Source organism: Enterovibrio gelatinilyticus, from assembly GCF_028683095.1.
In the GTDB taxonomy this organism is placed as follows: Bacteria; Pseudomonadota; Gammaproteobacteria; order Enterobacterales; family Vibrionaceae; genus Enterovibrio; species Enterovibrio gelatinilyticus.
Window position 1 is genome coordinate 47039 of the sequence record NZ_JAJUBC010000036.1, and the last position, 10727, is coordinate 57765.

The 10727-nt window shown below is 42.6% G+C and carries 14 protein-coding genes; 8 read left to right on the top strand and 6 right to left on the bottom strand.

Translation table 11 applies throughout. The features are described 5' to 3' along the window. Positions 1 to 57 precede the first annotated feature (57 nt). The 3 genes from LRP50_RS22425 to LRP50_RS22435 form a co-directional block, all read right to left on the bottom strand. Positions 58 to 519 carry a chemotaxis protein CheX gene (locus LRP50_RS22425; protein WP_274166646.1) on the bottom strand — a complete coding sequence of 154 codons (462 nt, stop codon included), beginning with the start codon at positions 517 to 519 and terminating at the stop codon, positions 58 to 60. A 17-nt stretch (positions 520 to 536) separates the two neighbouring features. After that, the gene (zur, locus tag LRP50_RS22430; RefSeq protein WP_274166647.1) at positions 537 to 995 is read right to left on the bottom strand and encodes a zinc uptake transcriptional repressor Zur; all 459 of its coding nucleotides are present in this window, start codon (positions 993 to 995) and stop codon (positions 537 to 539) included. Positions 996 to 1213: 218 nt separating this feature from the next. Further along, positions 1214 to 1789 (bottom strand): MarR family winged helix-turn-helix transcriptional regulator, encoded by a 576-nt coding sequence (locus LRP50_RS22435; protein ID WP_274166648.1) that lies wholly within the window; start codon positions 1787 to 1789, stop codon positions 1214 to 1216. Between the two features lie 117 nt (positions 1790 to 1906). On the opposite strand from LRP50_RS22435, the gene LRP50_RS22440 reads away from it, so the two are divergent. Then, a complete protein-coding gene (locus LRP50_RS22440; protein ID WP_274166649.1) occupies positions 1907 to 2644 on the top strand; it encodes a hypothetical protein in 738 nt (245 codons plus the stop codon). 12 nt (positions 2645 to 2656) lie between these two features. After that, complete coding sequence (locus LRP50_RS22445) at positions 2657 to 2917, top strand: DUF2024 family protein (protein ID WP_274166650.1); 261 nt, start codon at positions 2657 to 2659, stop codon at positions 2915 to 2917. 56 nt (positions 2918 to 2973) lie between these two features. Here the strand turns inward: LRP50_RS22445 and LRP50_RS22450 are convergent, their stop codons facing one another. Continuing rightward, positions 2974 to 3444 carry a TetR/AcrR family transcriptional regulator gene (locus LRP50_RS22450; RefSeq protein ID WP_274166651.1) on the bottom strand — a complete coding sequence of 157 codons (471 nt, stop codon included), beginning with the start codon at positions 3442 to 3444 and terminating at the stop codon, positions 2974 to 2976. 423 nt (positions 3445 to 3867) lie between these two features. On the opposite strand from LRP50_RS22450, the gene LRP50_RS22455 reads away from it, so the two are divergent. From LRP50_RS22455 to LRP50_RS22465, 3 genes are read left to right on the top strand one after another with little or no spacing between them, the layout of a single operon-like run. Next, on the top strand, positions 3868 to 4362 hold the full coding sequence (locus LRP50_RS22455) for a hypothetical protein (protein ID WP_274166652.1): 495 nt from the start codon (positions 3868 to 3870) through the stop codon (positions 4360 to 4362). A gap of 54 nt (positions 4363 to 4416) precedes the next feature. Next, entirely contained in the window at positions 4417 to 4791 is a 375-nt protein-coding gene (locus LRP50_RS22460; RefSeq protein WP_274166653.1) for a hypothetical protein, read from the top strand. After that, the gene (locus tag LRP50_RS22465; RefSeq protein WP_274166654.1) at positions 4788 to 5174 is read left to right on the top strand and encodes a hypothetical protein; all 387 of its coding nucleotides are present in this window, start codon (positions 4788 to 4790) and stop codon (positions 5172 to 5174) included. Before LRP50_RS22460 ends, LRP50_RS22465 begins: the two co-directional genes overlap by 4 nt. A gap of 188 nt (positions 5175 to 5362) precedes the next feature. Here the strand turns inward: LRP50_RS22465 and LRP50_RS22470 are convergent, their stop codons facing one another. After that, the gene (locus LRP50_RS22470; protein ID WP_274166655.1) at positions 5363 to 6328 is read right to left on the bottom strand and encodes a porin; all 966 of its coding nucleotides are present in this window, start codon (positions 6326 to 6328) and stop codon (positions 5363 to 5365) included. Between the two features lie 948 nt (positions 6329 to 7276). On the opposite strand from LRP50_RS22470, the gene LRP50_RS22475 reads away from it, so the two are divergent. After that, positions 7277 to 7558: a hypothetical protein gene (locus LRP50_RS22475; RefSeq protein ID WP_274166656.1), complete on the top strand. Its 282-nt coding sequence runs from the start codon at positions 7277 to 7279 to the stop codon at positions 7556 to 7558. Between the two features lie 35 nt (positions 7559 to 7593). On the opposite strand, the gene LRP50_RS22480 is transcribed toward LRP50_RS22475, so the two are convergent. After that, a complete protein-coding gene (locus LRP50_RS22480; protein WP_274166657.1) occupies positions 7594 to 8442 on the bottom strand; it encodes a hypothetical protein in 849 nt (282 codons plus the stop codon). Between the two features lie 196 nt (positions 8443 to 8638). On the opposite strand from LRP50_RS22480, the gene LRP50_RS22485 reads away from it, so the two are divergent. Together LRP50_RS22485 and LRP50_RS22490 are read left to right on the top strand one after the other, a co-directional pair. Beyond that, positions 8639 to 9007, top strand: coding sequence for a hypothetical protein (locus LRP50_RS22485; RefSeq protein ID WP_274166658.1), 369 nt, complete (start codon positions 8639 to 8641; stop codon positions 9005 to 9007). A gap of 498 nt (positions 9008 to 9505) precedes the next feature. Next, the coding region (locus LRP50_RS22490; protein WP_274166659.1) for an AAA family ATPase at positions 9506 to 10727 on the top strand (1222 nt) is incomplete at its 3' end.

Sequence of the window (10727 nt, forward strand, 5' to 3'; positions counted from 1 at the left end):
TGTGATAGGCGCTTTTTAACAAAGCCGCTTATTCAGCAGGCAACGGCATCATCAACATCAATCGAAGCAGATTTCGATATAAGCGCGACCAAACTCTGAATCAAAAGGCATCAGAATAATCTGGCCTTCACTTTTATGAGTAATCGTGTGTTCTTTGCCTGAAACAACAATCGGTGTTGCCATTTCGAAATCAAATCCCTTCTCAGCAAGAATACGCTTCGCACCACCTGTGACCATATTGGTGATCTCACCAACCATATCCGTAACGTCAGCATCAATAGAGGTTGGGCGCTCCCCTAGCATACGGCTCATGATTTCCAATGCGAGTTCTTCTTCGAACGTCACAGAAAGTGAGCCCTTGGTTTTAGGGCCAACCATACCAATCAAGCCTGACACATCGCCTTTTGCGATTTCAGTTTTTTTTACTTGAGGCTTCTTTGGCGTAATTTCTAACTGCGCCATAGTGGTAAGCACGTTAACCAACGAAGATAAAAATGGGTTTACAAATTCAGCGCGCATAATCCTTATTCACCGTCCTACTGCATGTTATGTGTAGCCAACTGGCAAGCGTGGCATGTTCCATGTGTTTCAATGACGTGATGATTCACGACAAAACCGACCTGATTCGCCTTCTCTTGGAGGGCGTTAGATAAGGAGTCTGCATGACACTCTTCTACTGCGCCACACGAATCACAAATTAGAAGTTGAGAACAATGTTGCTCATGACCGGGCAGACAGCAAGCAATAAAGCTATTGGTTGACTCAACTTTGTGCACAAAGCCTTGAGAAAGCAAAAAATCGAGCGCTCGATACACAGTGGGTGGTTTCGCTTGAGGTTCAATTTCTCTTAAAACATCCAATAAATCATACGCACTGATCGCACGTTTACTTTGAATGATGATTTCATACACTCTTTCCCGTTGTGTCGTTAATCGAACACCACGTTGTTCACACAACGACTGAGCACGGGCAATGAGTTGCGAATGATTGGTCATTATGACCTCAAAAATCAGGCTTAAGGCTTCATTCTATCACAGCAAACTCAACGCGCACCTGCAAGGCCGTGATGAGGGTTTATCTTTCATCATTGTAGATGATAGAAATATGCCAAAAAGCGAGAAAATGCGTTCTAGCACGTAAAGTTTGCACTTTTTCCTATACGTTTTTGCTCATTTTAGATGACAGCACAGATTTAGATGCATTAACACTGGAGTTACTCATTTTTTTGAATATATGTATGCTCTCGGCAAATTAATGTCCCGTAATCTGCAATCAAGGTCTCTTTGGTGAGTTCGCAATAAAAATGTCCATCAGACATTGGTGAATGAAATTGGCACGTTTTACACAGGCCAAAACTCGCCGATTGGGTACTACGTTGAATGTCTCGCAACAAGGCTTCCAGCTGTACTTTTAATGCTGCGCTTCCACACCCTAGCTTTTCCAATCCATGTTTTAAAGACACGGGAGGAATGGCTTTTCTCGCGACCGCTTCGCCTTGAGGCGTTAACACCAAATGAGAAACGCGGCGATCATTTGGATCTTTCTCTTTGGTGAGGTAACCCTTCGCTTCCAAAAGAGAAATAGATTGCGATGTCGTGCCTTTGGTGATGCCCAAAAATTCCGTAACGGCGGCGGGTGTATCGCTGTATTTGTTACAACGAGATAGGTAGTAGATCACTTCTAGATGAACAGGGTGCAACCCATGCTCAACGCCAACGAGTCGCACTTCATTGCGATACAAAGTCGTGATGCGCTCAAGGATGTCACAGATAGGATCGATATCGTTCATGCTCGCTTCTTATTGAAAATGGTTTTTTGTCGAAACTATGTTGACAAGCATAGCAGGATTCTTATACTAATTAAAAGTTTCGATGCGAAACCAAAAATCAAAAAGAAGGAATTTATGATGAAAAAACACACACTCGCATTACTTGTACTTTCGTTGAGTACCTCCGTCGCTGCGCACCAAAATGCGCATGAAGGTCATATCGTCAGTGAGAAGAAAGACGGTATAAACCCAACGTTCGATATTGTTCACGCAAAAATCGTAAAAAATGGCACGTCATTGACGTTTCAAACAGCCGTTGTCGGAGAGGCGGGAAAAGAGAAGCCCACCCCTGTCGGTCAATTAGCGGGATCGGAGGTCTACAGCTACGTATGGCCAACCGCGCTTAACTCCGCAGACATCGGGTTTGATAAAGACAAAGGCATTGTCGCTTTAGCGGTGACGGCTCATCCAGATTTCGATGACACGCCGCGCTACGACGAAAACCAGGATGGAGACAACGCCAATGATGGCAACGTATGGCATTCTCACTGGGTGGTACTTACCGAAGACAAACTGTGCCCTGGTGGCTTGAAAGTAAGAGATATTCCGGAAGGGACATCGCCAACGGTTCCTCTCTCTTGGCCTGAGCTTCCGATATATATCGATAGCCCCGGCTATGAACCGCAGTTCGCCAAAACAGAGTTGACCGTTGAGGTGCCGACTAAAGACATTCGATTCAACGACAACTTTAACTTTGATGCGGTTACTGCGGTGCTGAAGGTTAATGACAGTGTGCATAACCCTTTGCTTTGTGTCACAGGTGTGGATGATATTGCCTCAGGTGATTTGTCACTGCCTGGCGTTGTGAAAGGGTAGGGAGGGGAGGTCATGGCAATACATGTTTATGACACTTACGCGACAGCATCGTCAGGGAAAATTCTACACTTCGATGTATTGATGCGTGTAAAAGACGATGATCTTGCAGTGAAATATGCCAAAGCGTGGTTGGCAGACATTGGTGAACCTGACGCTAACGTTAAATCCGGCAATTGCGCATTTTGCCATACCACGGCAGATCTTCCGCAATATGATCAAGCGCTTAATCAGAAAGGGTATGCCATCTACAAATTGGAGGGCTGTCCTGAATAGGCGGAAAGTTCGTTTATAATACTCAGAGCACGTCTGGCTAGCCGTGCTCTGGGTGTTTATACGGACATCTGACTATACAACGTCGCACCTAAAACCATTTTTATGGCGTGATCCGCTCCCTCTTCCCCAATGTTTTTTCCAAGGATGTGTTGCAGTTTCATAATAGCGCTTCTTGAATACGGACTTGTGCCATTTTTGATGATGTTGTGAAGCAGCATTTTTACCACTTCTTTAAATATGTGCGACTCTTCATCGTGATATGCCAACAGCCATGATTGAATGAAGCCATCTTTCGAACTGAAGTCGAGCTTTTCAATCACGACGGGGAAGACGCGCCCTTGTAATGCAGTTGCGAACATTACGTTTTTTGGATAGTAGGATTGAATGCTGCTTTTTCTTACGTTGAGTTCTTTAGCCAAACGGTCGTAAGTGATGGCCTCCCAACCTTCCGCAAGAAAGATTTGGAAGATCAATTCATCCATCATTTGTTTTTTCTGTTCTTTTTCTTCTGCGGTAATTCTAGCCATGATGTTTATTGACTGTGGGTGAGATTGATAGAGTAGCAATTTTTACGTACTTAGTACCAGTAATGTTCAGGAAAGTAGATTATATCTGCCGAGGGCTATCGAGATTGGTGGTGGTTTTGTTGCCAATATTACAAAAATAGAGTGATTAGTGAAAAAAAATGAAAAAAAACACCCGAACTAGTGATCTTAATCGAAGCCTTGTCAGCTCTGACTTCATCAACATTTTCTCTCTGCTTTGAACACTGCCTTGAAAAAAAAGTTCTAGATGCACTATTGCGTACCAAGTACGAATAAATTATATTCCTCCCATCGCAACGAAGTGCTCATCGGAAGCATCTTATTGCAAAGGTATTAAAAACAAATTCTTATCACTAATTGGTACTAGTACGTAATTGTGATGTATAAACAGCGAAAGGGAAAAAAATGAAGCACACCGTAATTGCACTTTCTGTATTGGCGACTTCTTTTAATGTTCTAGCAGCGTCTTCAACGCAACTTGAATTTGCAGAAACCATTCCATTGACGTGTGGATTTGTTATGGAAAATGCGGACTTAGAAGGTTCGATTCGATTTTCTGACGAAAGAATTTCAAATGTTAATGCTGAAACGCCTGCGACCTTTCGAGTGATCAATAACGGTAACAATGGCTTTGCGACTATCACGATGCGTGACTTTAGTGTTTGGGACGAATCAAATAACTTTGGTGCAAATGGCGAGAAAACAGATGTTGAAGCTTACTCAACATTTGCTGTTGATAATGGATTGGCTGGGATTTCTGAAGTTAAACCTGAAGGGTCTTTTCAGGTGGCAAGTAGCGTAGAGACTGAAGTGAGATTGAAAGTAGATATGCCGTCATACCGTTTTGATGCGGACAGCGAACTGCGTATTACCACAGTGATGGATATTGACTGCCTGTAACAATACCAAGGGCATTATTTTAGTGCCCTTTAATATTGTTATTTGAGGTTTGTGATGAAGTATCTAATTCTTTTTATGGCTTTATTTTCATCGATGTCACTTGCGGCAACATCTCATTTCCAAACGCCAGTGCGCTATGGTGGGGCTGATAACTTAGATGCTTGGCATTTGACTCCTGATGCGTTTGTTCCGATCACTATTCGACATTTTGGTAATGAAACGGGGTATTACATTGAGGTTAATAATCAACAAGTAACAGATGTATTCCAAATGGATGGGGACGACATACTTGCGATTGATGTGCCAGTGACGTTAGAAAATCGGCATGGCGCACAGATTTTCAAAGTTTGCTCCGTGGCATTGCATGGAAGTTTAGGTTCAAGAATTTGCACTAAAGCTGAACTGTTTTTAATTGAGGCGACGAAATGAGATTGCTACTACTGAGCGTTTTACTATTGGGTTCGATGAATGCACATGCTTCTAGTGAAATTCGCTCCTCAAATAACTCCTCTTGTGAGCAGTCTGATTTTCAACCTTGGGAACTCAGCTCAGGCGTGGGGCAGGGGATGTACGATGGCATTCAAGCTAGCGATAGCATTGTAAATATCGATGAAGGTGATGAAACCCAATTTGGTTTGAGGCTAACGTATCGATTTGGCGGAGCAGAGCAGATCGACTGTTCTCATTTTCAAAAGCTTGTTGAACGAGAACAAGCTGCATATACCACGCAGTTAGAGTTAAAAGTAAAGCAACTCGAGGCAAAACTAGCAAAACAAGATGCTGTTGATGTATCGCGAATCAAATTCAAATAGCTCCATTGCCTCATATACTCGCTTGTGTCGTCAGGCGAACACCGTGATCTTCATAAATCGTGGCGTACGAAAGTCTCTTCGTCTCTTCCCCGTATGACCCGTTCTAAAATCGGAATAAAAAAATCCCTGAGTCAGACTCAGGGATTTTTGTGCTTCTAACGGGTTACCCGTTTAGAGCCGTGACTCGATTACAGGTAGTAACGAACGCCCAGTTTCCACTGGTTGTTGTCTTCCTCTGAGCCATCTAGGCCAAACTGGAAACCACCAAAGCCTACGAAGGTTGGGGTGAATTTGTACTCAGCTTGAATCGCCGCTGTTTCATAAACAGAGCTGTTTTTCTTCTCGTCTGTCACTGACTCGTAGTTTGCGATCAGGTTTACGCCGTTGCTTAGCGCGTAGCCCGCCAGAAACTCCATCGCATTGGTTTCTTCTAGCTCCTGAATCATGTACTCACCCATTGAGTAAGCCCCTGAAACATACAAGCCTTTATCCCATGAACCGTAGCTTGCACTGACGATGTGTGATTCAGCAACGATAGTACCTACATCACCCGTGGTGAAGGCGTAGTTAACTGCGAATGCTGAGATGTTGTAGCTGATCGCTGCTTGCAGACGTGCTTCATAGTCGTCGTGCGCGCCCTGCCAAGCACCAGACATTGTCAGTGCGTGAGATTCACCCAGTGCCAGCGTGTTGGTGTAGCTCACCATCTTGTCAGCACGGCCAGTGCCTAGGTTGGCGTGGTCGCTGTAGGTAAAATCGTTAGCGAAAGCGATAGGCTTGTCAGTGGTTGCAACAGCGTTGTAGTAAGGTGCCCATTGGGTACCCACAACCACACGGCCTGCGTCTTCATGAGTCAGGCCAATGTAGCCAAGACGGGTAGTGAATGCATTTGCACTGTTGGTTAAGTAGTTCAGTGCCCACTCACCTTTTGCATCAGCAACAAAGCCATTGCCCATGTCTTGAGTTGCGTTGAAGTTCAGGCGTGGTGATGCAGAGATAACTTCTAGCTCACCTTTTTCTGAATCGCTCAGCGCGACAGAAACATGGCCGCCGATCGCGAATGTAGAACCGTCTGCATTATAAAGCTCGATTGCAACCGCTTGAGAGGTGAAAACAGAAGTGGCGATAGCAATAGCGAGTGTTTTCTTATTCATTGTTTTTATTCCGTATGATTAATCGTCTGTTAGGTCCAAAACAGCTCAAAAGCGTCTAAGTCGCTCATGATTTGTTAACAGGCTCGCATCGAATGTATTCCATAACTGACTGATTTAACGCATGAAACAATATCAAAGAATAAAAAACATCCTGAATTTATTACCTTTCAATGGGTTGCATTGAACCGAGTGACGCTAAATTTATTTTGCTACTCGTACTTTTTATTTGTTTGACCTTGGTTATTTAGATCGCGAGAAGGCTGCGGTAAAAATGTGACGGAGTAGAGTGTTGTTTGAAGAATACGGTTAGTTGCGACATGATATTTTGCGATCGACCTTGCTGGTTTTGACGATTTTGACGGAGAGGGAAATTTACGCTGACTAAATTTGAAGCGGTTGTGGGGGGTATGTATAATCCCGCCTCCCAAGGCTCGCAACGCATATCGTGTCCCCATATATATCCCCAAGGGACAGTTGAGGAACTCATCGCGAGTCTAATTAAAAATTATATTGCTTCGCCGTCGTGGAATATGTAGCTAAGACGCCGAAATTTAGTGAGATGTTAACTATGTATCCTACTGCCCGCTTCTCTATCGCTCCGATGCTGGATTGGAATTGAATTAAAAAATAATCCATAAAAACATATGGTTATTGTATGCGAAAAAAGCAGGGGACATGTAGGGGACATTTCTTTTTTGCTCTGTGGCACCAACATCCTCGGTGATAATTCTAGTCTCTCTTCTTCAATGTTTCTAGCGTCTGTAACGCATAATCTGCTTCTTCACGGTCAGCCCCTTCTCTTTGCCTTTTGATTTTTATCTTATATTTTTCAATTCCTTAAGCTCTTATTGTTGGTTTTTCTGTACAAAAGTGCTGTTTTGATTTGGATCTAGGCGAATAACTTAGTAAACCTTTAAGCAAATGAGTTGATACGGTTAAGGAACCTATATGCACATTGCTTCGTCTATCTATCCAGATCTATTTACTTCATCTCAGCAACAGAGCCTGCAATTGCTGCTCAATGGCTGTAGTCACCGCCAAGAGTTTAAGCAGCTTTTGCGTAACTTACACAACGAAGAAGCGAACCCAAATGCTCGGCTTTGGTCATTGTTGCGCTATGCTGACCCAGAGCAGCGCGAGGGTTTGTTTGCACTGCTGGAAGCGATTGGTTCGGGGAAGGGCATTGAACAAATCTTCACGCCAGACTTTCTCAATGAGATGATGCACTAGAAATTCAAGCAAAAGCATAGCCCTGTCGGGCTATGCTAGTTTCGCTTCAGACTGTGGACTTTACGCCTTAGTGTCGTGACTTGTTCTTCTTGTGCTTCAGACAATGCACTGGACGAGAGCTCCTCAAACGTCTTTAGCATTCTATTCAACTGCCTGTTTTGCTGTTTCAAATCGAACTCTTCTAACGCTTTAAACCACTTATCAGCTTGCGCCTGAAGCTTGGCTATAAGCTTTTGCGTGTGCTTTGCTTCTTCCGCATTGCGGTGCTCGTAGCGCCATGTTTCGAGGCGTTTCCCGCGATTCAGCTCAAAGGGTTTGTACTCACGATAGTCAAGTCCGACATGCTTGAGAACCGCAGCGTTAAATGCTTGTTTGATGAAAGATGTTCCCTTTTTTTGCTGAAGCACTTTCAGGACTTTGTTACCAATCACTTTACCAATGATGAGATGAACGTGGTCGCCTGAACCAGTTCGCCCTTGTTGCGGCTGCTGATGCAACACAGCTCTTATCTGCGATTTGTACTGTTTCATTTCATCGGGTGTTAGCAGCATAAAGCGAGCGAGATGAATACAACAATCACTCACGATTGATTGCCATTGTTCAATTGATGGTCGATGGCCTTTGGGGAGGGTTAGGCAAAATTCAACCGCATAGCTAGATAGCGGTCTGCCGCCCTTATGATTGTTTAACTTCTGGTTTAGACGAAATTGCTCACCCACCAATGCCACCCGTCTTGACGTTTCCGGTGAGCCGATAATTGGCATGATTTGTTCAGTGTTTCTATGGTTGGAGTGTTGTTGTGAAAGCAGGTAGCGCTCTCTAATTATCACGCCGTCTGCGCCGTTTTTTACGGCCTGTGTGGTAACTGTCCAGTTCTTGAGCATGTTTTCTTTAACGGTAGAAAATCAGCTCTCGAATTGCAAACAACGCACTGGATCATAATGCTTTTGGTGGGATTCCAGATAGGACAACCCGCTTCGCTCAAGGTTGTCTGCTGGTAAGAGGGGATCCCTCTTAACTCCCCTATTTGAAGTATGTTTGCATTTCTTTTCTGTGCTTTGTACGTTTAAGAAAAACATTATGCGAAAAGATATTTCTGTACCTACCGAAGACATCTCCAAATTTGAAAAGAAGATGGCATCAGCGTTAACCAAGAATGGTAAGCTAAAACTTATGATCAAAAAGAAAGTGATTAACGCTTGCCTCGAGGCAGAATTGTTCAGTCATGCTGATTTGGAATCTAGAACGAAAAAGTATCAGTGGATTGAGAGAGTCACTGAGCTCAATATCAAAATGATGAGTTTACTTGAGCTGTCCAAACCCAGTCATCATCCGGTAGAGTCATCAGACGAAGTGAATGATCGTGTTGAAGCGCAAGCGGAAATGATTGTTAAAGACATCGTTAGACGCATTGCTCAAACACCCATGCCTTACCCTCTGGGCGACTAATCCCATGGTGAGGTTTTGTAGATGAAAGCCCCTATGAGGGGCTTTACTCATTTTAGCTTGTCTTCGTTAAGGCGGTTGAGCGTAACCAGTAGCTTGACTCGCTCTATCACCGTTTCATGAATGCCGACAGCATCACTCAGGGTTGTTGGGACAATAAATCATAGAATCTGTTACAGGCTCAACTTAAGCGTGATTGATAGGTTACTCTACTCATTTGTGTTCCTTTGTAAGCTACGACTGATAGCTATTAAATTTCAAAAACCACTACTTAAGTTTAGTAATACTTTAACTCTAGAAGCACTGTAAGATGAGCCTCTGATTTTGTTGCCACAGCACAACAAAAAACAAGCATATCTAATACCATAGTGAAAATACTTTATTTGTCGAAATGTGGAGTAAACATTAATGAAAGTGTACTCTATTTAAGTTAGTATCATCTAATATTGGGCTGCATCGAAATAATTTAGTCCTAATAAGATAAAAGTTAATGTGGTTGACATGATTATTAATAAAGTTCATATCGAAAAGTTTCGTGGTTTTACAGATGTCAAATTCTCTCTCGGAGATTATGTAACACTCATTGCAGGGCAAAACGGTACACAAAAAAGCACTCTTTTAGGTATTCTCAGTCAAACTTTCACTATCCCAAGCAAAGACCACCATTTTTCGTATGAAAAACCATTAATTGGCGGGAGTTATCGTTCATCTTTTTCTGATAAATTTAAGCTTTCTCCTGAAAGGGATTTGGCTGGTAGTCATGAGTGGACTCTTTACTTCCACGACCATGAACTACATGAAGATATTGGTGAAGATGGCGGGTTTACTGTTGAGAGTATTCCTCGAACAGCCAACTCAATTAGATTTTGGCAAAAAGGCATACGAGATGCGGGAAGTGGGTACATTCAACTCCCAGTATTATATCTAAGCTTGAAACGCCTTATTCCTATCGCTGAAGCAGGAAAAGTTCAGGAGAAAGATATTCAACTAACTCCTGAGGAACAAAGTTGGTTTACTAAATATTACAAAAAAATCCTCATCACCCGGGATAACTTACAGACTATCGACTATATCGAAGGCCTTTCTAAGAATACTCTAGGTGTATCAACTGAGCACTATGATTGGAAGTCTAATTCAGCAGGACAAGATAACTTAGGCAAGATTCTGTTAGCTATTTTGTCGTTTAAGCGTCTCAAAGAAAATTATCCAAATGATTACCAAGGTGGCATTTTGGCAATAGATGAGATTGATGCAACCCTATACCCTGGTTCACAAGTTATATTACTAGAATTGCTGGCTAGTATTAGCAATACAGATAAAATACAGATCATAGCAACAACTCATTCACTTCAAATGCTTGAGAAACTTTCTGAGTTGAAAAAATCTCAGGGAAGGTTTCGACAGTTCAATACCGTATATCTAACAAAGCAAGATAATAAAATATTGGTAGAGGAAACTCCTGATTTTAAGAGTATTTTACATAATTTAAATGTTACTATCGGTAACTTTTCTGAAGAAGTAAAGGCAATATCTATTTACACTGAAGATGCAGAGTGCATTCAATTTACTAAAGCCTTGCTGCAAGGCAATAAGTTCAAATTGAAGTACGAATCATTAACAATGGGATGCAATAACTACCTAGAGTTAGGGCGCAAAAAAGTACCTAGCTTTAAACACCCAAACTCTATTGTTGTATTAGATGGTGATGTTAGAGGGAAACTGC

Bases quoted from the DNA above. Each gene is read 5' to 3' on its own strand.
- LRP50_RS22465 (WP_274166654.1), top strand. From the start codon at position 4,788: ATGAGATTGCTACTACTGAGCGTTTTACTATTGGGTTCGATGAATGCA.
- LRP50_RS22425 (WP_274166646.1), bottom strand. From the start codon at position 519: ATGCGCGCTGAATTTGTAAACCCATTTTTATCTTCGTTGGTTAACGTG.
- LRP50_RS22440 (WP_274166649.1), top strand. From the start codon at position 1,907: ATGAAAAAACACACACTCGCATTACTTGTACTTTCGTTGAGTACCTCC.
- LRP50_RS22460 (WP_274166653.1), top strand. From the start codon at position 4,417: ATGAAGTATCTAATTCTTTTTATGGCTTTATTTTCATCGATGTCACTT.
- LRP50_RS22470 (WP_274166655.1), bottom strand. From the start codon at position 6,328: ATGAATAAGAAAACACTCGCTATTGCTATCGCCACTTCTGTTTTCACC.
- LRP50_RS22485 (WP_274166658.1), top strand. From the start codon at position 8,639: ATGCGAAAAGATATTTCTGTACCTACCGAAGACATCTCCAAATTTGAA.
- LRP50_RS22445 (WP_274166650.1), top strand. From the start codon at position 2,657: ATGGCAATACATGTTTATGACACTTACGCGACAGCATCGTCAGGGAAA.
- zur (WP_274166647.1), bottom strand. From the start codon at position 995: ATGACCAATCATTCGCAACTCATTGCCCGTGCTCAGTCGTTGTGTGAA.
- LRP50_RS22455 (WP_274166652.1), top strand. From the start codon at position 3,868: ATGAAGCACACCGTAATTGCACTTTCTGTATTGGCGACTTCTTTTAAT.
- LRP50_RS22450 (WP_274166651.1), bottom strand. From the start codon at position 3,444: ATGGCTAGAATTACCGCAGAAGAAAAAGAACAGAAAAAACAAATGATG.
- LRP50_RS22435 (WP_274166648.1), bottom strand. From the start codon at position 1,789: ATGAACGATATCGATCCTATCTGTGACATCCTTGAGCGCATCACGACT.
- LRP50_RS22475 (WP_274166656.1), top strand. From the start codon at position 7,277: ATGCACATTGCTTCGTCTATCTATCCAGATCTATTTACTTCATCTCAG.
- LRP50_RS22480 (WP_274166657.1), bottom strand. From the start codon at position 8,442: ATGCTCAAGAACTGGACAGTTACCACACAGGCCGTAAAAAACGGCGCA.